Genomic DNA, 22,633 nt, shown 5'->3' on the forward strand with positions numbered 1-22,633 from the left:
GACAACATGACTGGACAATCCGATGGGTAACTTGCTATAATTCACACCACACGCACCGCCGAAGCTGTGCCATATATGAACAACCACAAGGACAATGATATGTTAAAGCCAATCAGCCAACCTGTCGCTAAAGATTTCAACCCAAATCTTGATCTGGAAAAAATTCGCTTAGAATGCCAATCACTTGCAAAATCTCGTGCAAAAATATCTGCAGGTGTGGCCATCATTCCTGTGCCTTTTCTTGATGTGGCCATTGATGTAGGCATGCTTGCAAAACTATTGCCAGAAATTACCAAAAAATTTGGTCTACAAGAACCTACCGACCCAAACAGCAAAATCAGTGAAGAAAAACGCAAACAAACCATTCAAGAACGCATTGTTGCCATTAGCGGATTGGTAGCAACTCGAGGTGTGGTCAATAAGACCATTCAAGGCTTTGGTGGTCGCCTAATTGGCAAACAAATCGCCAAATACATACCACTTGGCGGACAAATGGTTGCAGCAAGTATCGGCTACATGATTTTTAAAAAAATCGCTTTTGATCATATTGAAGAATGCTATAAAGTGGCCAAAGAAGCACAGCTAAAAGCAAATTAACTCTCAGCTTGCTACTGCTACTTAAAAAAAAGGCCTGCCTTCTGGCGGTCTTTTTTTATCAATCGATTGGCAAAATTAGCATCACAAACTTAAAACTCAAAATAAGCCCCTCATCATAGATGAATAATAACCATTATCGCCAATGAGGGCGTTTTGCGATTTTTATGGATGATTTTTCGTTTTTGGCATAACAAATTACACGGATTTATTTGAGAAAATTCACCAAACAAGCTAAAATATACACCACCAATTTTTAAGCATTTTTATGCTTGGGTTTAGCTTTATGAATACACGCTACCTATTAGCCATTTTAGCCAAGGTAATCTCATGACTTTTGTTGTAACTGATAACTGCGTTTTGTGCAAATATACTGACTGCGTAGAAGTCTGCCCTGTGGACTGCTTCTATGAAGGTCCAAACTTTCTTGTCATCAATCCAGACGAATGTATTGACTGTGCGTTGTGCGAGCCAGAGTGCCCTGCCAATGCCATTTTTTCAGAAGATGAGATCCCCGCTGGCCAAGAAGAATATATCGCCATCAACGAAGAGCTTTCACAAGTTTGGGCAAACATCACTGAGAAAAAAGACCCAATGCCAGAGCATGAAAAATGGGACGGTGTATCAGGCAAGATTCAGTACTTGGAGCGTTAATCATCAAGCATCAATCTACGCCAAGCCATTCAAAGCCCGCTTTCTTGTGGGCTTTTTTATTTTTTTATCATCATATCTATGACGGTATTGATAAAAAAATCATATAAAAAAACCTGCCATAAAAAGCAGGTTTTTTTGTAGATAAAGTATTTACCAAATATCAGATTTGATTTTTGCTTTTAATTGCGGATGATTATCCAATTTAAATTCTGGCTCAGCCACGCCTGCTTTAACCTGCGCATTGTAATCCCTTATCAAAATAAAGACATATTTTGACAAAAGAATGATCGCAATTAAGTTAATAAACGACATGATGCCCATCGTTAGATCACCCATATCCCACACAACCGCAACTTTTGCCACCGCACCAAAGTACACAAAACCCAAAACCACGATACGAAAAATTGTCAAAGCAACCGTATTGTTTTTCAAAAACTGCATATTTGATTCAGCATAGGCATAGTTGCCAATAATGGTAGAAAATGCAAACATGAATAAAATGACCGCCAAGAAATACTGACCCCAACCACCAACATGGCTAGCAAGTGCCGCTTGAGTCAGTTGCACGCCCGACAGTTCGGCAGCATTTTCTGGCATGGTGGCAAGCAAAATCACAAATGCCGTGCAAGAACAAACAATGAGCGTATCCACAAAAACACCCAACATCTGAATCATACCCTGCTCTACAGGGTGCTTTACACTCGCTGCCGCTGCTGCATTGGGTGCCGAACCCTGACCTGCTTCATTTGAATACAAACCACGCTTAATGCCCTGCATCATCGCCACAGACACCATCGAACCAAACAAGCCACCGCCTGCTGCTTCAAAAGTAAAGGCTTCAGTAAAAATCAGAGTGATGACTTGTGGCACAGCACCAAGATTGGCAATGATGATATAAAGTGATACAGCCAAATACACCACCGCCATAATAGGAACAATCACTTCGGCAATCTTTGATACACGAGTAATGCCCCCAAAAATAATTGGAGCTGCCAATAATACCAACACCGCTCCTACGATGTGCTTATATAACTGCCAATCATTTTGGCAAGCGTCATCAGAACTCACACAGCCCATCGCCGATTGGATTGACAATGTGATGGTGTTAGATTGAATAGATTGGTACACAAACCCAAAACATACAATCAAAGCAATTGCAAACACCAAGCCTAACCATTTTTGACCCAAGCCCTGCTCAATATAATAAGCAGGACCGCCACGAAAACGCCCCGTAGCACTGTCTTTGATTTTAAATAGCTGTGCAAGACTTGACTCTGCCAATGCCGAACACATTCCAATAAGTGCAATCAACCACATCCAAAACACCGCACCAGCACCACCAATACCAATGGCAAGTGCCACACCTGCGATGTTTCCCACGCCGACACGACTTGCCAGACCAGTAACGAACGCTTGAAATGCTGAGATGCCTTCGTTTTCATCATGCCCTTGACGACTGGCCAACATAGATTTGACACTTCTGCCAAACAAAGTAAACTGGGCAAATCCAGTCATCACCGTAAAAAACAGGCCCACCAAAATAAGTAGCCAAAGTAGCACATCCCACAAAGGCGTGCTAAACACATTCACGACACAATGCACGCCTTCAATAAAGGTTGGCTGTGCCACACAAGAAAATGGATTGTCGTACATAATAATTCCAAAATATCCAAAAAATAACACCAACCTCAAACCACTTTGGCAAGCAAACCAAAGGAAATGCCATCTTTTGATAAAATAGTTTGTCTTTAATATCATTGCCACATGACAATACCAAATTATCGCCAAAGAATGACATCATCTTGATTGGTATCAATTATTCAGCTGGTTAGCTGGTAAGATTCACATCAAAAAGGCGACAAATCAGTAGAAATGTCGCCTTTCGCCATCAAATCACTTGATTTATAAGCAATAGGTATGGGGTTATTATAATCTTTTTATAATGGCTGTGCAAACTTAATTTTACCATTTAGAAAATTTGTTAAGCCATTTTTGCTGCTTGTGCTACATTAATTAAATCATATTGATTAAGTGACAATTAAGCCTTAATATCAATGCACCAAACCATCTTCATGGTTTTGATGATCATCTTTTAGGCTTAAAAACCAATTGAGCAATATCGCTGCAAAGGTTGCCGTACCAATACCGCCCAAATTAAAATCACCAATCATCAGGCCAAAATCGCCTGTACCCAAAATGATGGTAACAGCGGCAATCATGAGATTTTTATTGATGGCAAAATTCACACGGTTATCAATCCAGATTTTTGCTCCAGCCACAGTAATCAAACCAAACACCACGATAGATGCGCCAGTCAATACAGGTCCGGGAATGGTCTGAATGAGTGCACCAAATTTTGGCGACAGTCCTAAAAAAATTGCAAACACACCTGCAATCACAAAGATGATGGTTGAATATACACGAGTTACCGCCATCACACCAATATTTTCACCATAAGTTGTCATGCCTGTGCCACCCACACCTGCCGACAGTGCCGTTGCCACACCATCTGCCACAAAGGCACGCCCTAAATATGGGGTAAGATTTTCACCTGTCATTGCTCCAACCGCCTTAATATGCCCCAAATTCTCTGCCACCAAAATGAATGCCACAGGTGCAATAATCAACATGGCATTAGCATCAAATACAGGTGATGAAAAGTTTGGCACACCAAACCAAGCAGCATTACCAATCACACTAAAATCAATCGGCGTACCCAGACCCAAACCATTGGTAATAATCGCATAAATCACATAAGACAACACCAAGCCAAGTAGTAGCAAAAGACGCTGTACAAAGCCACGCCCAAACACCGCAATCACGCCCATGCACAGCACGGTAACCAAGGTCATCCACAATTCAAAAGGTTTGCCTGCCACACCAGATACAGTAACTGGGGCTAAGTTTAGACCAATGATCATCACCACCGCACCCGTTACCACAGGTGGCATGAGTTTTTCAATCCACTTTGTTCCTGTCGCCATCACCAAAAAACCAATAGCAGCGTACAAAACACCGCAAGCAATAATACCGCCCAAGGCCAAAGCCAAATTGGGATTTGCCCCAGAACCTGTCGCATGAGCAGTAGCGGCCGCCACCACACCAATAAATGCAAAAGACGACCCTAGGTAGCTTGGTACACGGCCACCTGTCATCATAAAAAATAAAATCGTACAGATGCCACTCATCATGATGGCAAGATTGGCATCAAAACCCATCAAAATGGGGGCAAGCACTGTTGCCCCAAACATCGCCAACACATGCTGAATACCAAGCATCGCACTTTGAGCAGGGGGTAGATACTCATCTGTTGCCACAGGAGTGACATTAATGTCGCCTTGATAGGGGCGAAATTTTGGGAAAAAAGACATTTTTTTATCCTTATTTTCTCGTTTTGAACACTAAAAAAAACCAATAACTCTCAGTTATTGGTTTTTACAATGATGATAAAAATGGTCAATGACTGCCATGATACAGACAGTTAATGGTTCATATGCATAGCTGAACAATAAAAACATACACTATTAAACCTTTGACATAACTTTACAATTTTAACAAATTAAGCAAAAAAAAGCGATATTTTTTTAGATCAGACCAAACATCAAACTCCACAATGTCGTATTTCATGAATCAATCAACAGTTAATCCACCAATTACCCAGCCGACCATCAATACTTACATAACTTATATACCAGTATACCAGCACGCCAAGTTTGTCTTTGATGATTTTTAAAAATGCTGACATTGCCAATATTGACAAATCAACAATTGATAAAATTGATCAATCAAATGGTGTTATACATTCCTATTTTTTTATATGTTTACTAATAAACGCATGAATGACATGGCAAATTTCATCTTTCTAAAATCTTGCTTTTACGGTATAATTAACCATTTTCCTTTTCAAAATTGAGTCAAGACGATGACCGAACAAAAAGACTACAAAAACACTCTAAATCTAGCCGATACCAATTTTCCCATGCGAGCTGACCTAGCCAAACGAGAGCCAAAATGGCTGGCCGAATGGGAAACGGACGAGCTTTATAAAGAAATCCGTGCCGCCAAAAAAGGCTTGCCAAAATACATCTTGCACGACGGCCCACCCTACGCCAACGGACAAATTCACCTAGGTCATGCTGTCAATAAAGTATTAAAAGACATCATCATCAAAGCCAAAACCTTGGACGGCTATGACGCCCCTTATATTGTCGGCTGGGATTGCCACGGCTTGCCGATTGAACAAAAAGTAGAAAATGAGTTTGGCAAAGTGGGACAACCCCCAAAAAACGACAAAAACGGTGAGCCCATTACCGCCACCGCCTTTCGCCGTGCCTGCCGAGATTATGCCAAAAGCCAAATTGCACTACAAATGGCGGATTTTAAACGCTTAGGCGTGCTTGCCGATTGGGATAAGCCTTATTTGACAATGGATTTTGCCACCGAAGCCAATATCGTGCGAGCCTTGGGCGAGATTTACAAAAACGGGCATATTGTGCGTGGGCAAAAGCCTGTAAACTGGTGCTTAGATTGTGGCTCTGCCTTGGCGGAAGCCGAAGTGGAATACGACAACAAAAAATCAGACGCCATTTATGTCGGTTTTGATGTTTTGGGTCGCAATGATTTGCCTGCCACCACTAATTTACAAGGCAAATTGCAAGCGGTGATTTGGACAACGACCCCTTGGACACTGCCTGCCAACCAAGCCATTAGCGTGCATAGCGAGCTTGATTATGCGGTCATCAAAGGCGATAAAGTTACCCCTTTTGTTATTCCCAATGAAATTGATAGCGATAACTTTTTGTTAAGAACTTTAAATAAAGACGACAAAGATGCTTTATTTGAAAAAGCCAAAGACCCTGTTATCTGGGAATTGATGCCAGAAAAAAGAAACGAGCCTGAAATTTTTAACCCTTATTTTGATAAGGCGATTAAAGAAAAAGCCTTTGCGATTATTGATAAAAAAACAGGGCAAATTGTTGGCACCACAAGGTTTTATGATGACAAGGTAAGCGATGACAGCATTGCAATTGGCTATTCGTTTATTGCCAAAGATTATTGGGGGACTTGTGCCAATAATGAAATCAAACAAGCGATGTTGGATTGTGCCTTTAAACAAAGAAATAAAGTTTATTTTCATATTATTAAAGAAAATGAACGCTCCAAAAAATCGGTTGAAAAATTAGGGGCGGTTTATCAAAGCGTTAATGCTGATGAAAGATTGGCTTATTTATTGGAAAATCAAACTCCAATCAATCGCACCGCTTATTTTATCATCGCCACCAACTTGACCCAAGATTTTGCCAAAAATGTAGGCTTAGAAAATGTGCAAACCGTGGCAAGCGTTAAGGGGGCGGATTTAACCATTTTAAAAGCCCAGCACCCTTTAATTGCCGAGCGTCAAGTGCCATTTATCACAGGCGACCACGTAACCGCTGACAGCGGTACAGGGCTTGTGCATACCGCCCCTGCACACGGTGTGGACGACTACAATGTGGGGCGTGCTAATGATTTGCCTTGTGAAAATCCTGTCGCCGGCAATGGCGTGTATTTAGACGAAGCCAAAGTTTTTGTGGGCGAGCATATTTATAAAGCACAGCCCAAGATTATCGCCACTTTGCAAGCGAGCGGACATCTGTTAAATCATCAAGCGATTACCCACAGCTATCCGCATTGCTGGCGACACAAAACGCCCATCATTTTTCGTGCCACGCCCCAATGGTTTATTTCTATGGAAGAGGGGGGCTTGCGTGAACAGGCGTTGAACGACATCAAACAAGTAAAATGGACGCCCGATTGGGGGCAAAAACGCATTGAATCAATGATGCACGGTCGCCCTGATTGGTGCATTAGCCGTCAGCGGACTTGGGGCGTGCCGATTGCCTTTTTTATCCACAAAGACACCAATGAACTGCACCCAAACACTTATGAACTTATCCAAAAAGTCGCCCAAGTCATTGAGACAGGGGGCATAGAAGCGTGGTTTGATGCCGATGTGGCGGACTTTTTAGATGAAAGCGATGCCCCAAACTACATCAAATCCACCGACACGCTTGATGTGTGGTTTGATTCAGGCTCTACCAATTTTTCGGTTTTGGCAAATCGTGATGAATTGACCAACCCTGCCGATTTGTATTTGGAGGGAAGCGACCAGCACCGTGGCTGGTTTCAGTCATCGCTACTGGTCAGCGAAGCCATCTATGGTCGTCCGCCGTATAAGCAAGTTTTGACGCACGGCTTTGTGGTGGACGAAAAAGGCCACAAGATGAGCAAGTCACTTGGTAATATTGTCGAACCACAAAAAGAGATTGATAAAACAGGGGCGGATATGCTACGCCTATGGATTGCCTCTGCTGATTATCGCTATGAAATGAGTGCAGGTCAAAAAGTATTTGCTGGGGCGATGGACAATTACCGCCGTATCCGCAATACCATTCGCTTTTTGCTTGCCAATACCAGCGACTTCAACCCCACAACCGATGCTGTAGCACTAGATGAGTTGGTAAGTCTTGATAAGTTCATCTTGCATCTTGCCAAAGAAACTCAAGAGGCGATCATCAAGTCTTATGACGATATGGATTTTCATCAAGTCGTACAGGCGGTATCAATGTTTTGCTCACAGAGCTTGGGGGGTTTTTATCTTGATATCATCAAGGATCGTACTTACACCACCAAAGCAGACGGACTGCCACGCCGTTCGGCACAAACCGCCCTTTATCACATTGCTCACGCCCTGCTTAGATGGATTGCCCCAATTTTATCATTCACAGCACAAGAAGCATGGGAATTTGTTCGTCATGATGGTACAAAATACATATTTGCTGATGAATGGTACAACTTACCAACCCCTGACATGGGCAACATTACCATAGATGATTGGCAAGCCATTTTAGCCACCAAAGACCTAGTGAACAAAGCGATTGAAGATGCTCGTGCAGACAAACAAGTCAGCTCAAACCTAACTGCCAAGGTCAGCATAGTCGCAGACGGCACAACTGTAAATGCACTCAATAAACTGGGCGATGAAGTGCGTTTTGTGTTCATCACCAGCGATGCTACCATTCAACAAGGTGCAGAATTTAGCGTGGTCATCTCACCTGCACATGGTCAAAAATGCACGCGTTGTTGGCACATTCGCTCTGATGTTGGCACAAATACGGCACACCCAGAATTATGCGAACGCTGCGTAAGTAATGTTGAAGGCGATGGAGAGGTTCGTCATCATGCCTAATATCTCAATGCCAAATGGTCAAAATGCGGTCAAATACTATTTTCTTGCATTCATAGTATTGCTTTTTGACCAAGTGACTAAATATTATTTTAATGCCACTTTTACATTATACCAGACCGTAGATGTGCTACCGCCTGTATTAAACTGGACTTTGGCGTATAATCACGGTGCAGCATTTAGCTTTTTGGCTGACCAAAACGGCTGGCAGAAGTGGTTTTTTGCAATTTTGGGCCTACTGGTAATAGGTTTTGTCATCGTCCATCTAAGAAAAATCCCAAAATCTGCAAAAGTACTGTCGCTGGGTTTGGCGATGGTGCTAGGCGGTGCATTGGGCAATGTGATTGACCGATTTTTACATGGTTATGTCATTGATTTTATTCATGTTCATTATGCCAATGTATGGCATTATCCAATTTTTAATGTGGCAGACATTGGGTTGTGCGTAGGCATGACATTAGTGATATGGGATATGCTTTTTTTGGAGAAGGCTCGCCAAAAAAGATAAAAGTTAAGAAATTATTCTCCGCTTGCCTATGGCATGGCAAGCTCAACATCATTGATTTGGCAATGTTTGCCAAAATATCTTTTTATATTATTTAATTAGGAGATCTACCATGCAAAAAACCGCAATTTTACCCCTATTGGCCCTAGCAATGATCGGCTTAACCGCCTGTGGAAAAAGTGGCTCTGGCACGCACGCCCCGATTGCATTACCCAACACCAAGCCAGACCTTACCAATACCCCCATCAAACCAAATACCTCTGACATTCAGGGGATTAAAATATCAATCACAAAAGGCAAAGCAGGCCCTGATACAATCATTACTGACAGCCCAAGCATTAACCAACTGACGATCAACGGCACAATCATCGACTTTATTCCTGACAACTTTAATACCAATCTAGAAAAGATACAAAAATTTACGGATAAGACAGCTCGTGTGAGTGGTAACCCATTCCTTAAACATACTCGTTATGGCTACGCACACGAAGGCATCAATGGTGAGGCTTATCTTTTTGCCCAAGGAAATGCAACCACCAATGTGCCTAATAGTGGCACAGCTACCTATGTTGGTCGTGCTGTCGAAATAAACAAAGACAATGTTGCCAGATTTGATCAACGCCAACAAGACATTTCTATCGGTATCATACTAGAGGCTGCCTTTGATGTAGATTTTGACAAAAAGATTTTGACTGGTACCGTTGGCCCCAGCAAAAATGGCAGAGGACTGTTGCAAGCCACCATCTCTGGCAATAAATTTACAGGCGAGCACAACGGCCTTAGTACAACAGGTCAATTTTATGGTGATGATGCCGCAGAACTGGGTGGTACCTATCGCAATGCCGATGGTAGAACTGTCGGTGCTTATGGTGCAAAAAAGTTAAACTGACCGAACAGTTTTAATTTGCCATACCCAAAAAGCCAAATGTTTTCTCGTCAAGACAAAGCATTGTTTTGATGAGAAATTCTGGCCACTTACTGTGGGTCTTGGCAGACCAATCATTAAGCCAGATTTATTGCGGTAGATTTGTATTTAGGTTTTATTTGGACAATCTATGAATATTTTACCAAACGAAGAAATTCGCATCACCGACGGTAGTACTGTCAACCTGCATTTTGAAGTCAGCCTACCTAATGGTACGGTCATTGACTCAACCTTTGGGCGTGATGAACCTGTCAGCCTAACCATCGGTGATGAAAGTCTACTGGCAGGGTTTGAGCAGGTACTGATGAATTTAAAAGCAGGCGATGTACGCACCGCTCATCTATCACCAGAACACGCTTTTGGCGAATGGAATAAAGAGAATGTTCAAGTTTTTCCCCGTGCTAAATTCTCAATTTCCGAACCAAACCCAACCATCGGCATGATGATGGAATTTAATGACCAAGGCAAAAATTCACTCGTAGGCGTAGTCAGTGAAGTCAGCGATGATGAGGTAAAAGTTGATTTTAATCACCCACTAGCAGGTCAAGATGTGCTGTTTAAGGTACAAATTTTTAAAGTAACACCAAAAGGTGAAAGCAGTTTGAAGTTTATTTAAATCAATCAAATCAAAAAAATCGGACAATACAGATGGTCCGATTTTTTTGGGTTTTAAAATTAAGACTTTAATATCCGTGAATGCAAATCTGCCAACCCATGCTCCATTGCCAGTTGCAACTCTGTGGTAAGTTCCTTTTGGGTTTTATTGTTAGGAAAAATCGGTACCAATGGTAATACATACGCCACAATACCATCACTGTCCGCCACCCGCCTTAGACTATCAGCCATCGTACGCTTACCATAGTAGGCCGCATCGTCAGAAAGTTTACCATCTTTATCAACATAAGCGGTGATAATGGGACAGATTGGCAATCCTGTATCTATACTTGCCTGCAATAATTTACCATAAATTTTTTTGATTTGCTTGCCATTTGTAGTGGTCGCCTCTGGAAAAAATAGCACCGAATGGCCATCACGCAAAAAATGAGCAATCTGCTCAACCACCCCTCCTGCATCACCCGACCCACGCTTGATGAACAGTGTACCGCCAGCCTTGGCAAGCCTACCAAAAATAAACCACTCTCCAATTTCCGCCTTGGACAAGAAAAATACGGGAGCAACCGAACCAACCACAGGGATATCTAGCCATGAGACATGATTACTTACCCACAATCCATGTATCTGTGGCACTGGCTCAACTGGCACAACATCAACACCAAACGAACGGCACATTTTTTGGCAAAAAATTTGAATATATTTAGTCAATCTATCTCTAGGCGGATTATCAAATGCACCAATTTTATAGGCCGCACGAAAACCCCCAACCAAGGTAGATCCCATGCTGATGATTTTTTTACCACGACCAAGCTGCTTTTTTACAAAATCTGCCATAATTTTCTCTATCATTTTATCATGTTAAACAGATAACCATGCTATAAAAAAAACGGATAAATTGCAAGTATTTTAGTAAACAAATATTCACATCAAACAACGCTAATTTCCCAAATAAAAAAAACACCGTGATGCACACGGTGTTTTTTAGATAATCAAATTCAGCAATCAGGCTGTAGGTAAAGGCGGTGGCAACTCATCAAATGGAGCAGTTGGTACCGTTTTAATGTCTGGCACCTCATGTTGATAGTCTTTTGGTTCTCTTGGCTCTTCACCATTCATGATCTGCAAAAATTGCTCACGATCAATAGTTTCCCACTTCATGAGAGCATCTACCATGGCGTGCATCTTATCATGATTATCATCAATTAAGCGATATGCCACATCATATTGCTCTTCTAGAATGCGACGCACTTCATCATCAACCTTTTGCTGAGTGGCCTCTGAGATGGTACGAGTAGAACCACCAATATAGCCACCATGTTCTTCAGCTTCATAAACCATGACGCCAAGATTATCACTCATGCCATATTTAGTTACCATCGCACGCGCCATTTTTGTGGCTCTCTCAAAGTCATTGCTTGCACCAGTCGATTGCCGATTGACAAAAATCTCCTCAGCGATACGCCCACCAAATAAAATAGACAACTCATTAAGCATTTTATCTTTATAATTGCTCACTGCATCTTGTTCAGGCAGCTGCCAAGTAACGCCCAAAGCCCACCCCCTAGGCATGATGGTAACCTTATGAACAGGGTCGGTATTTGGCAATAACTGAGCCACCAATGCATGACCTGCCTCATGATAGGCCGTGGCACGGCGTTCATCTTCACGAAGCACCATTGACTTACGCTCAGGCCCCATGTATAACTTATCTTTGGCATCTTCAAAGTCATTCATGTCCACATGAGACTTATTACGGCGAGCAGCAAACAAGGCAGCTTCATTCACAAGATTGGCAAGCTGAGCACCGCTAAATCCTGGTGTACCACGAGCCAAGGCATTAACATCTACACCGATGGTCTGTGGCAATTTTTTTAGATGTACATTCAAAATTTGTTCACGACCCTTGATATCTGGCAGGCCAACTGATACCTGGCGGTCAAAGCGGCCTGGACGAAGCAAAGCCTTATCCAGCACATCAACACGGTTGGTTGCGGCAATGACAATAACGCCATCGTTGCCTTCAAAACCGTCCATTTCAACAAGCAGTTGGTTAAGAGTCTGCTCACGCTCATCATGGCCACCCCCCATACCAGAACCACGATGACGACCCACCGCATCAATCTCATCAATAAAAATGATGCAAGGAGCGTTTTTCTTGGCTTGCTCAAACATATCACGCACACGGCTAGCACCAACACCAACAAACATTTCAACAAAGTCGGAGCCTGATATTGAAAAAAACGGCACTTTAGCTTCACCTGCAATCGCCTTAGCCAATAGGGTTTTACCCGTACCTGGCGGACCCACCATTAAAACACCTCGTGGAATGGTCGCACCCAGCTTGGTAAACTTAGCAGGATCTTTTAGAAAATCAACAATCTCAACGACTTCTTGTTTAGATTCCTCACAGCCTGCCACATCAGCAAAGGTAACTTTAATTTGGTCCTCTGTCAGCATTTTGGCTTTTGACTTGCCAAAGCTCATCGGATTGCGACCGCCCATGCCACCACCAGCACCACCGCTCATGCCACGCATGAACAGCCAAAATAGGCCGATGATGAGCAAAATAGGAAAAGCAGCAATGAGCAGTTGAGAGCCAATACCTTGTCGTTCAGGCACCGTACCTTGAATCTCGACATCATGCTCTCTTAGAAGTGGCATTAGCCCATCATCACTAATGGCAGGACGCACAGTTTCAAAGGCGGAGCCATTGACTTTCTTTCCTGTAATTTCCTCGCCATCAATCTTTACTTCCTTAATTTCACCTTTGGAAACTGCTGTTACAAATGACGAATAATTCAGCTGGTCAGTATCAGCATTTGCACGGTCAAGATTGCTAAAAATTGCAACCACCACACCAATAATCACCAACCACAATAAGGTATTTTTTACCATGTTGTTCACTAACTTTTCCTATTCTTAGCATTTTGCTATTTGTCTATTTTGGTAGCACTCAAACAGAGATGCGTATTTATATGTGGATATTTTTACCAAATTCAAGATAAAAAATCACCTAATAGCCACCCAAAACATCTCTTTTGAGCGTGGGCGAGATGCCGCAGGTTTAATACTTTTTATTTTGCTGAATTTTTTTTGCATGTCGTTGCGAAGTTCTGCCGAACCTTCACCTTGGAACACCTTCATAATGAGTGCACCACCTTCTGGCAAAACCTTTAAAGCAAAGTCCACCGCAAGCTCACACAGATACATCATGCGTGGCATATCCACCGCCGACATTCCTGATGTATTAGGGGCCATATCAGACAAGACCACATCGACACGCCGACCAGCAACTTCCGCCATAATCTTATCAAATACCGCCTGCTCACGGAAATCACCTTGAATGAAAGTTACATTTTCAAGCGTATCCATTGGCAAAATATCAGAGGCAATCAAAATTCCAGCATCACCCACAAGTTGTCCTGCAACTTGAGACCAGCTCCCTGGTGCTGAACCCAGATCCACCACCGTCATACCTTTTTTAATAAGGCCTGTTTTTTCATTGATTTCAAGTAATTTATACGCAGCACGAGCACGATAGCCATCTTTTTGAGCTTTTTGGACATAAAAATCATCGATATGCTCTTTCATCCAAGCACGGCTTGATTTTGAAAATTTCTTATTGGTAATGCGAGTTGCCATAAGAAGCGTTTTACACCTTTGTTAATTTTTTTTAAAATTCAAATGAATAACGGTCTAGTTTACCATTTTTATCAGTTAATTTGGGATAATTTCTGCTATAATATGTTAAATTTAGCAAATTTTTTACTTTGGAAAAATCTATGAGCAACAAAAAATCAAAAATGCAAGACTTAAAAGAACTGCGTGGTATCGGCCATCACCTAAATCCTGTCGTTATCGTTGGTGGCAATGGCTTGACCAATACACTGATTGAAGAGATAGAGCGAGCCTTGCATGATCACGAACTCATTAAAATCAAAATCCCAGCAGGTTCTGCTGACGAACGCAAAGAATGTGCCAATGCCATTGCAGACGCCACCAAAAGTCAAATCATTCATCATATAGGACGCATGGTTCTGCTACTACGCAAAAATCCAGAGCCAAATGCCAAGTTGTCCAATCTGGTACGCTTTTCCTGATCACACCGATACCATCATGCCAGATACACTCAATACAAAGGCAATTCATCAAACTGTCTTTTGGGGTGATATAGCATCTCCCCAAATTCACTCACACACCCTGACAGCGACCGAACCAAACTCACCTAAGATTGATGTTGCCATCAGCCTTCAAGATGATTATGGCACTAATATCAGTGGTGCTAATATCAGCTATTTTATTAAGCGTACTGATTGGCTTCATCTGCCAAATTTATCCAAAGATAGTGCTCGCCAAGACTATCTTTGGCAGGGCAATTGCCTTGAATGCTTTTTTGGATTTGATGAGTGCACAGATTATGTTGAGCTTAATTTCACACCTCATTCGATCGGTAGTCTTTATAATTTATACCATTTTACTGATTATCGCACACCCAATATCATGCCGCCTGCACAAACCAATGGGCAGATCATCATAAAAAGCATAGAAAATGACGAGATGAGCAAAATAACCAGTAGCCATCATGTTTACCATCTAACCGTTATTTTTGATACACCAGCTTTTAGAGGCAAATCAAAACCCATCAACAAAATCAATCCTGCTGTCATTTTATACAAAAACGATACAGCAATTTTTTATGCCAAAAACCACACCAACCCACCAGATTTTCATGATAAGCGTTCTTGGATAAATATTTGACAAAAAAATAAACCAACTAAAAGTTGGTTTATTTAATTAATATCAGTCGGTTTAATGCTCATTTAAAGCAAGCATCGTACCTGTATTTGCACTTGTATCCACATAGCGTGCATCACGCCAAACGGTATAGCCATTATGCTGGCTGTACGGACTAAACTTTGGCTGACGAAAGTCAGAAACCCATTGATTGCCATCATAAATTTGGATATGACCATGTGGATTTTTAGCCGTGCGATTAAATACCACCACATCACCTACTTGCGGTTGATAATCATCGCTACTAATCTGGGCAAACCCAGCATCTGCTAATGTGCCATGTGCATATTGATATGCAGAAGGGTTGGGTGTAAATTCATAGCCTGCTGATTGTAGTGCCTTACGCACATATAAAGCACATCGCCCCAAACTGCTGGCATGAGCAGCACGAGCTGCTGTTCGAGCAGCAACACTTGGTGCACTATTTGTGCTAAGTTTTGCCACAATAGATGTTGATTCATCACTAACGACATCATCCATCAAGACCATATCTTGATTGGTAACAATAAGACTAGACATGGCGTTTAATGAGTTTGTCGGTTGATAAACCGAGACAACAGGCATTGAATTTTGCGATTGGGCAATCAATTGATTGATTGCATCATCAATATTGGTGGTGGTATTGGTTGTACTATTAACAGTATTAACATTAATGTGGTTACCCTGACTAACCTGAATACTTGCTTGTGCAGTACCAGATTGTCCAAGAGTCAGCCCAACAGCCGACATCAGCCAAAACACTCTTTTCATAAATTTTCCTCAAATCATCAAGATTTTACCCTTTCGTCTTGATGCTTTGCATGAGTTTTGATTAAAAGCTTGTTATCAGCGGCATACATCCAAGTACGCCAGAGATTACCAACAGTCTATTAATACATAACACAATAGAACTACAAAAGCATTCATTAGCTTAAAATGATATGATTTTGTTAGCAATCTGCTCATAAGGCATGATACACTTGCTCTATTGGACACCATGTCCATGGCTTTTATGGCAAAAAAGGTAAAACCATGTCTGATTCAACAAAAATTAACTTCATAGATGATTTGCATTTAAAGAGCAATACACCAAATTACTTGGCAAGCACGCTTGAAAAACAAGCCGCAGCAGGGGCAAAACCTCCTGTTCACTTGACTCAGCGTCTCGTACATTTGCAATCATGTACCGCCTTATTACAACAAGCATTAAAGCCACTATTACCAGCAGAAATACTCAAAGATTGTCAAGTTGCCCAAGCTGACCGATATCGTCTGACAGTATCACTGTCATCAACCACTGCCGCCAATCATCTGCGCTACCTGTCAGCAAGTTGCCTAGAAAAGCTACGCAGTTATGATAAGAAATTTTGTCATTTGGAAGAATTTGGTGTCATTGTTACACCAAGAACCACGCAATCAGACAATCGCCAACTAAGTTCCAAAAAAACCTTAAGCGAAAACACAAAACGCATTATAACCCAAACTGCGACCACTGTCATCACTCATGATGGACTAAGGCAGGCGCTATTACGCCTAGCCAAAGAAGATTAGGTGAACGGTTGTTAATTGTAGATTTACGAAAATGGCTTGATGTTATTTGGTAAAGATTGTAAAGTTTTGTAAATAAATTCCCTTTTAAATGCCCAATTTGTACAAAAATACAGCTTGTAGCCCACCAAAGAATGAATGACGCACCAACAAAATGCCATTCGTCAAAACTCTGCCAAACCCCTTGAAATCAAAAGGGTTTATGTCAAAAAAACCAAAATCCATTTGCCAGTTATTGCAAATGGATTTTATTATTTTTTTAAGTAATACGACTGAATAATAAAAATTCATCAAAGGTTACACATCGTTTGCCAAAACCTTGCACCGCCAATAAATAAGACGCTTTTTAATCAATTTTCAAACAAAATATTTGGCTTTAAATAATCAATTGGTGCTTCATTTCTGTTACAAAAAGTTACAATTTTATGGGTGCTTTTGTCGGCAAGCACCGCACGAATGAGCATATTATTAAGTGCATGGCCTGACTTATACGCCGAAAAATGTGCCAAAATCGGACAGCCGATAATAAACAAGTCACCCACCGCATCAAGTATCTTATGGCGAACAAATTCATTTGGGTAACGAAGACCGCCTTCATTTAAAATTGAAGTTTCATCTAGCACCACCGCATTATCCAGACTGCCACCCAATGCCAAATTACGCTCACGCAGGCATTCCAAGTCTTTTAAAAAACCAAAAGTTCTGGCACAGCTGATTTCATGAACAAAATTAGCCGTATTAAAATCAAGACTGGCCTTTTGGTCAGTGGCCTTAATGGCATCGTGATCAAAATCAATCTCAAAATCCATCAAAAAGCCGTCATCGTAAGGCGTCAATTCTGCCCATTTATCGCCATCAGTCACACGCACAGGTTTTAAGATTTTTAAAAACTTTTTAGGGGCATTTTGCTCTTGAATGCCTGCTTTATAAATGAGGTCTAAAAACGGTGCAGCCGAGCCGTCCATGATCGGAATTTCAGGTGCGTCCACTTTGACAATCAGATTGTCCAAACCGCACGCTGCAATCGCTGACAACAAATGCTCCACCGTTCCCACACGAGCATCGCCCTGCACTAAATTTGATGACATCATGGTGTCTTGCACAAGATCGGCACTCATCGGAATGCCCACACCCCCTATATCCACACGCTCAAATACAATACCATGTCCGACACCAGCAGGAGCGAGTGTTAATGTAACTTTTTTTCCACTATGAAGTCCAATGCCTGCAATGCTTAGCTCTTGAGAGACAGTTCGTTCATAAACCATGGCAATTCCAAATATGACAAATTTTGACAAATATTTTATCATTTTGGCAAAATTTTGTCATCTGTTGCCCCATGTCATTGTACCAAACTCGCCTTTTATCAAGCCTGCTTAAACCAAATAAAACCCAAACGGCTATTTAAATCTTAGGAGGGATTTAAAGAGGATAACGACTTTAATCCTGTCGTAAATTTTCGTTTATTTTACGCATTTTTGGCTAAAATACCCAAAATAAATAGACAGTTTAATTTGTAAAATTTAGCCAAATCAGCAAAAAACCCCTTGAAACCATTGATTTCAAGGGGTTTTGAATATGGTAGGCATAAGCAGACTCGAACTGCTGACCCCCACCATGTCAAGGTGGTGCTCTAACCAACTGAGCTATACGCCTAAAAAGTGTGGCTATTTTAACAAATTTTTAAAACTTTGCAAGCAATTTTTTGATAATTTTTATTGATGCAGTTTTATTGATGTAGGTTGACAGGAGTTTTATAAGGTCTGTTTGGCAATTCTTGAACAAGCTTTGGCACAAGATAGCCTGACATATTTTCAAGCAGTTGCCAATAAATTTGAACAGCACGAGCAATAGGTAAGTCAAAATGAGATGCCCCTTGAACCTTATCTAAAATATGCAAATAGTAAGGCAAAACACCCATATCAAACAACGCGTGGCTCAGCTTACACAGTGTATTTACCTCATCATTAACACCTTTTAATAGTACAGTTTGATTCAACAAAGTAACACCTGCTTGTCTTAGTAGCTGACATTTGTTTGCCAGCACTTCATCAATCTCATTGGGGTGATTGATGTGCAATACCATGACGATATTTTTTGGCGAGCTTTTGAGCAGGGATAAAAGTTCTTGATCAACACGATTTGGCAAAACCACAGGCAAGCGAGTATGAATACGAATGGTTTTGACATTTGGCAAAGCGTTCATCATTTCAAACCAAACAAGCAACCTACGATGACTTAAACTTAACGGATCGCCACCACTAAAAATTACCTCATCAATCTGATGATTTGAGCTGATATATTCACCAATCTTTACAAGTTCTTCACGATTTGGCATATTTGCCTGATAATCAAAATGCTGACGAAAACAGTAGCGACAATGCACCGCACACGCCCCCGTAGCCGTAATCAACACACGATTTTTGTATTTGTGCAACAAGCCCTTTGTAGGATTTTGGTCATTTTCTGCCAGCGGGTCGTGCGTATACCCCACCGCCAAGATTGTCTCTTGAATGTCTGGCAGTACTTGAAGCAATAATGGGTCTTTAAGATTGCCCTTGCTCATTTTATCAGCAAAGGCTTTTGGCACCCTAAGCCCAAAGTCTTTTGGTGCATAATACCCATCAGGCATATCCAGACCCAAATATGCATATAACTCACCGACATCAGACAGGCTGTCCGCCAACTCTGCCTGCCAGTTTTCATAAAAAAATGGTGCATCTGATAAATTTTTAGTAGAAATTTTTGACAAATTACGCATTATTTTTTGACAATATTGATTAAAACTATATATAATGTGCTGTTTAGCAACATTTGCGAAATGACCGTTATTATAACTCAATTATAACGCACTTTTCGCCCAAATTTATTTTTCTTTTTTAAAGGTAATCATCATGGCAAGTTTTTCTACCAACGACTTTAAAGCTGGCTTAAAAGTCATGCTTGACGGCAATCCCTGTGCAATCTTAGAAAATGAATATGTAAAACCTGGCAAAGGTCAGGCCTTCAACCGTGTCAAGCTTCGCAACCTAAAAACTGGCAAGGTCTTAGAACAGACCTTTAAATCTGGCGACACACTAGAAGGTGCTGATGTCATCGACACAGAAATGAACTATTTATATAATGATGGCGAATTTTGGCACTTCATGCACCCAGAGACTTTTGAACAATTGCAAGCCGACAAAAATGCCATGGGCGATGCAGCACAATGGCTCAAAGAAAATTCAAATGCTCTTTGCACCATCACGCTATTTAATGGTGCACCACTGAGTGTTACTGCACCAAACTTTGTTGAACTACAAATCATCGAAACTGATCCAGGCATACGCGGCGATACATCTGGTGGCGGTGGCAAACCTGCTAAGCTAGAAACAGGTGCGGTGGTTCGTGTTCCATTATTTGTACAACAAGAAGAAGTTGTAAAAGTTGACACTCGCACTGGTGAATACCTATCTCGTGTGTGATGACAATCATACATAACATCACGCAACAAAAAATCCCCAAACATTGGGGATTTTTTGTCAAGATCATTGCATCAAAGATGATCGCACACGCTCATCTTACTTATGGCGTTGCTCCACGATCAATGCATCAATGCCATTATTACGCAATCTAAGTAAGGCTTGACTGGCTTGGCTGCTGGTTGTCATTGGCACCGAGACCACTTGGTAAAAACTTGCACCAGTCGCTTTATCCTCACGACGCACAACAGTCGCATCTACGCCAGCCAGCATGACCTCTGCTCGCTTCTCATCGGCATCTTTGGCATTTGGGTAGCTTTTGATTTGCAAAATATAAGTGGTGGTGATTTGAGCGACACTGTGAGTATCATGAGCATCATCACTTTGATTGGCCTCGCTTTGTTCAGGTATTTCAGCCCCACCCTTATCTGATTGCACTACTGTATCAACATCTAGCGTTTGTACATTTGTATCGGCGATTTCCTGCACACTCACGCCCTCTGGCACACTGCGAAAATCTTGCTTGGGCAATACATCATAAAATTCAAAATTAGGTGAAGGCGCAGCCTCTGTCTGAGTGATTGGACGAACTGGCTCTTCTTCAACAACCATAATCCTAGTACTGTTACGATAACTTTCTGCCATAGGCGAAAAGTACAGCACCACCGCCAACGCTGATACAACAAGCATTAATACAACAATCCACAATAAGCTCAAAAGCCCAGAGCTTTGCTTATCCTTGGTGGATTTATAGACAGCAGATGGTTTTTGTTTATTTGTCATGTTGATATTTACTCAATTTATCAAATTGATGCACCAAAAAAACATCTATTGTATCAATTTTTTGGCATACTGTGGAAAAAATTATACCGCGCCTTTGTTTTTTCTTGTATTCTCAAAGAGAAATGACCTGTCAATCTATGTTATAATTTAGCCAAACTCACATCGTGAAAAATTTCAAGTTAGAATTTCAAGAGAACAAACAATATGAGCTTTACCATCTCCGAAGAGACCATCACCGCTGCTGGTTTGTACATTTTACTGCCAATTTTTATTGCATTCTTATTTTTTATCATGTGGGACATGGCCAAAAGCACCAATGCAGGTCGGGCAGGTACATTCTGGATTTTTGTGGCACTCGGTGCAGGCTTTGTGGGATTTTTATTAAAAATCATCATTGAATGGGTGCTGGGCACTTGGTTTATTTGATACATTCACTTAGCCAAACATTTACTTGATTTACAACCACCCACGACATTAAGATTTATAACCAAAACCTTAAAATCTGACCTCCATATCATCTATTTTTTGGCAATCATCACCGCTCTTTTTGGTCGTGGATGACCTTCAATTGTTTTGGCATGGTCATTTAAATCCAAAAAATCTGAAAGTGAATGATAATCCATCCACTGTGTTTTACGCTGCTCATCAGTGGTTGTTACATCAATATCCACACAACGCACCTCAACAAACCCCACCTTAACCAACCATTTTTTCAAGGCAGGTACGCTTGGTAGAAAATATACATTATTCATCTGTGCATAACGGTCTGTTGGCACAAGTACGGTATTTTCATCACCATCAACAACCAGTGTTTCAAGCACAAGCGTACCGCCTTTATTAAGCTGTCCTTTTAACTGCTCCAAATGGTCAAATGGCGATGCACGATGATATAGCACACCCATGCTAAACACCACATCAAACAACGCACTTTGTTCGGGCAAATTTTCAAGTGGTACTGGAATATAATGCACAGGTAAAGCCACGCCCATAAAGTGCTTTATCGCCATAAACTGATGATAAAACAGGCAAGAAGGATCAATAACAACAACCGACTTTGCCCCATCGCCAAGCATTCGAAAACCATGATAGCCCGAACCGCCACCCACATCTAAAATGCGTTTTTTATTCAAATCCAAATGCTTGCGTACTCGCTCCCATTTAAAATCACTACGCCATTCGGTATCAATAAAAACACCTTCTCCACCACCTTTTGTTGATAAATGAAATGGGCCTTTACGCCATGGTTTAAGATTGCCCAACAAACTGTGCGTCTTTTTAAAATCAGCCACTTGCCAATCCAGCACTGCCTCAACCTTGTCTGCCAGATTGACATCAACCACCCGAACCACAGGCAATCTTTCAACCGCTGACGCATAAAATGGAGCATGTGCATAACGACGCTTATCTTTAATCTCAGACAACCACTGGGGCAGTCTGGCCAGCCATTCACCTGCCTTTGGGTGATATTTGCTCAATTGCAATAAATGCAAGTACAGTGCTTGCTCAGCATCAAAAATAGTATTATTCATCAATATGCTCATGCTCAAAAG

Annotated in this window: 21 protein-coding genes and 1 tRNA gene; 11 read left to right on the forward strand and 11 right to left on the reverse strand. The window is 41.4% G+C overall.

Annotated features, from left to right (window positions below; translation table 11 throughout):
• Window positions 1-99: 99 nt before the first annotated feature.
• Window positions 100-597, forward strand: a complete 498-nt coding sequence (locus U9670_RS02050) for a hypothetical protein (protein WP_323841678.1) — start codon at window positions 100-102, stop codon at window positions 595-597.
• Between the two features lie 327 nt (window positions 598-924).
• Window positions 925-1,248: a ferredoxin FdxA gene (gene fdxA / locus U9670_RS02055; RefSeq protein WP_323841677.1), complete on the forward strand. Its 324-nt coding sequence runs from the start codon at window positions 925-927 to the stop codon at window positions 1,246-1,248.
• Between the two features lie 150 nt (window positions 1,249-1,398).
• Here the strand turns inward: fdxA and U9670_RS02060 are convergent, their stop codons facing one another.
• Both U9670_RS02060 and U9670_RS02065 read right to left on the reverse strand, forming a co-directional pair.
• Window positions 1,399-2,901, reverse strand: coding sequence for an alanine/glycine:cation symporter family protein (locus U9670_RS02060; protein ID WP_323841676.1), 1,503 nt, complete (start codon window positions 2,899-2,901; stop codon window positions 1,399-1,401).
• Between the two features lie 398 nt (window positions 2,902-3,299).
• The gene (locus U9670_RS02065; protein WP_323841675.1) at window positions 3,300-4,619 is read right to left on the reverse strand and encodes a solute carrier family 23 protein; all 1,320 of its coding nucleotides are present in this window, start codon (window positions 4,617-4,619) and stop codon (window positions 3,300-3,302) included.
• 551 nt (window positions 4,620-5,170) lie between these two features.
• On the opposite strand from U9670_RS02065, the gene ileS reads away from it, so the two are divergent.
• The 4 genes from ileS to U9670_RS02085 all read left to right on the forward strand — a co-directional run bounded on the left by ileS (window position 5,171) and on the right by U9670_RS02085 (window position 10,519).
• A complete protein-coding gene (gene ileS, locus U9670_RS02070) occupies window positions 5,171-8,476 on the forward strand; it encodes an isoleucine--tRNA ligase, N-acetyltransferase domain-containing (RefSeq protein WP_323841674.1) in 3,306 nt (1,101 codons plus the stop codon).
• Complete coding sequence (lspA, locus tag U9670_RS02075; RefSeq protein WP_323841673.1) at window positions 8,469-8,981, forward strand: signal peptidase II; 513 nt, start codon at window positions 8,469-8,471, stop codon at window positions 8,979-8,981. Before ileS ends, lspA begins: the two co-directional genes overlap by 8 nt.
• A 109-nt stretch (window positions 8,982-9,090) precedes the next feature.
• Window positions 9,091-9,867, forward strand: a complete 777-nt coding sequence (locus U9670_RS02080; RefSeq protein ID WP_323841672.1) for a transferrin-binding protein-like solute binding protein — start codon at window positions 9,091-9,093, stop codon at window positions 9,865-9,867.
• Window positions 9,868-10,033: 166 nt separating this feature from the next.
• Window positions 10,034-10,519 carry an FKBP-type peptidyl-prolyl cis-trans isomerase gene (locus U9670_RS02085; RefSeq protein WP_323841671.1) on the forward strand — a complete coding sequence of 162 codons (486 nt, stop codon included), beginning with the start codon at window positions 10,034-10,036 and terminating at the stop codon, window positions 10,517-10,519.
• Window positions 10,520-10,578: 59 nt separating this feature from the next.
• Here the strand turns inward: U9670_RS02085 and U9670_RS02090 are convergent, their stop codons facing one another.
• The 3 genes from U9670_RS02090 to U9670_RS02100 form a co-directional block, all read right to left on the reverse strand.
• Window positions 10,579-11,352, reverse strand: coding sequence for a lysophospholipid acyltransferase family protein (locus U9670_RS02090; protein WP_323841670.1), 774 nt, complete (start codon window positions 11,350-11,352; stop codon window positions 10,579-10,581).
• 168 nt (window positions 11,353-11,520) lie between these two features.
• A complete protein-coding gene (ftsH, locus tag U9670_RS02095; RefSeq protein ID WP_323841863.1) occupies window positions 11,521-13,413 on the reverse strand; it encodes an ATP-dependent zinc metalloprotease FtsH in 1,893 nt (630 codons plus the stop codon).
• 114 nt (window positions 13,414-13,527) lie between these two features.
• Window positions 13,528-14,160 carry an RlmE family RNA methyltransferase gene (locus U9670_RS02100; RefSeq protein ID WP_323841669.1) on the reverse strand — a complete coding sequence of 211 codons (633 nt, stop codon included), beginning with the start codon at window positions 14,158-14,160 and terminating at the stop codon, window positions 13,528-13,530.
• Window positions 14,161-14,300: 140 nt separating this feature from the next.
• Between U9670_RS02100 and U9670_RS02105 the strand changes: the two genes are divergently transcribed.
• Together U9670_RS02105 and U9670_RS02110 are read left to right on the forward strand one after the other, a co-directional pair.
• Complete coding sequence (locus tag U9670_RS02105) at window positions 14,301-14,618, forward strand: YhbY family RNA-binding protein (protein WP_323841668.1); 318 nt, start codon at window positions 14,301-14,303, stop codon at window positions 14,616-14,618.
• Window positions 14,584-15,276, forward strand: a complete 693-nt coding sequence (locus U9670_RS02110; protein WP_323841667.1) for a DOMON domain-containing protein — start codon at window positions 14,584-14,586, stop codon at window positions 15,274-15,276. The genes U9670_RS02105 and U9670_RS02110 overlap by 35 nt, the downstream gene beginning before the upstream one ends.
• 51 nt (window positions 15,277-15,327) lie before the next feature.
• On the opposite strand, the gene U9670_RS02115 is transcribed toward U9670_RS02110, so the two are convergent.
• Window positions 15,328-16,062, reverse strand: a complete 735-nt coding sequence (locus U9670_RS02115) for a CHAP domain-containing protein (protein ID WP_323841666.1) — start codon at window positions 16,060-16,062, stop codon at window positions 15,328-15,330.
• A 261-nt stretch (window positions 16,063-16,323) separates the two neighbouring features.
• Between U9670_RS02115 and U9670_RS02120 the strand changes: the two genes are divergently transcribed.
• Window positions 16,324-16,842, forward strand: coding sequence for a DciA family protein (locus tag U9670_RS02120; protein WP_323841665.1), 519 nt, complete (start codon window positions 16,324-16,326; stop codon window positions 16,840-16,842).
• Window positions 16,843-17,189: 347 nt separating this feature from the next.
• Here the strand turns inward: U9670_RS02120 and lpxC are convergent, their stop codons facing one another.
• The 3 genes from lpxC to epmB all read right to left on the reverse strand — a co-directional run bounded on the left by lpxC (window position 17,190) and on the right by epmB (window position 19,600).
• Window positions 17,190-18,107: a UDP-3-O-acyl-N-acetylglucosamine deacetylase gene (gene lpxC / locus U9670_RS02125; protein ID WP_323841664.1), complete on the reverse strand. Its 918-nt coding sequence runs from the start codon at window positions 18,105-18,107 to the stop codon at window positions 17,190-17,192.
• A 311-nt stretch (window positions 18,108-18,418) separates the two neighbouring features.
• Window positions 18,419-18,495: transfer RNA gene (locus U9670_RS02130), tRNA-Val, on the reverse strand.
• A 73-nt stretch (window positions 18,496-18,568) separates the two neighbouring features.
• A complete protein-coding gene (gene epmB, locus U9670_RS02135; RefSeq protein WP_323841663.1) occupies window positions 18,569-19,600 on the reverse strand; it encodes an EF-P beta-lysylation protein EpmB in 1,032 nt (343 codons plus the stop codon).
• A gap of 133 nt (window positions 19,601-19,733) precedes the next feature.
• Here epmB and efp point away from each other — a divergent pair, with 133 nt between their 5' ends.
• Window positions 19,734-20,303 carry an elongation factor P gene (gene efp / locus U9670_RS02140; protein ID WP_323841662.1) on the forward strand — a complete coding sequence of 190 codons (570 nt, stop codon included), beginning with the start codon at window positions 19,734-19,736 and terminating at the stop codon, window positions 20,301-20,303.
• 96 nt (window positions 20,304-20,399) lie between these two features.
• Here the strand turns inward: efp and U9670_RS02145 are convergent, their stop codons facing one another.
• Window positions 20,400-21,083, reverse strand: coding sequence for an SPOR domain-containing protein (locus U9670_RS02145; RefSeq protein ID WP_323841661.1), 684 nt, complete (start codon window positions 21,081-21,083; stop codon window positions 20,400-20,402).
• A 204-nt stretch (window positions 21,084-21,287) separates the two neighbouring features.
• Here U9670_RS02145 and U9670_RS02150 point away from each other — a divergent pair, with 204 nt between their 5' ends.
• Complete coding sequence (locus tag U9670_RS02150) at window positions 21,288-21,509, forward strand: DUF2788 domain-containing protein (protein ID WP_323841660.1); 222 nt, start codon at window positions 21,288-21,290, stop codon at window positions 21,507-21,509.
• 92 nt (window positions 21,510-21,601) lie between these two features.
• Here U9670_RS02150 and cmoB read toward each other — a convergent pair whose 3' ends face one another.
• Window positions 21,602-22,612, reverse strand: coding sequence for a tRNA 5-methoxyuridine(34)/uridine 5-oxyacetic acid(34) synthase CmoB (cmoB, locus tag U9670_RS02155; RefSeq protein ID WP_416381501.1), 1,011 nt, complete (start codon window positions 22,610-22,612; stop codon window positions 21,602-21,604).
• Between the last annotated feature and the right edge of the window lie 21 nt (window positions 22,613-22,633).

The organism is Moraxella tarda (assembly GCF_035181405.1).
Taxonomy (GTDB): domain Bacteria; phylum Pseudomonadota; class Gammaproteobacteria; order Pseudomonadales; family Moraxellaceae; genus Moraxella.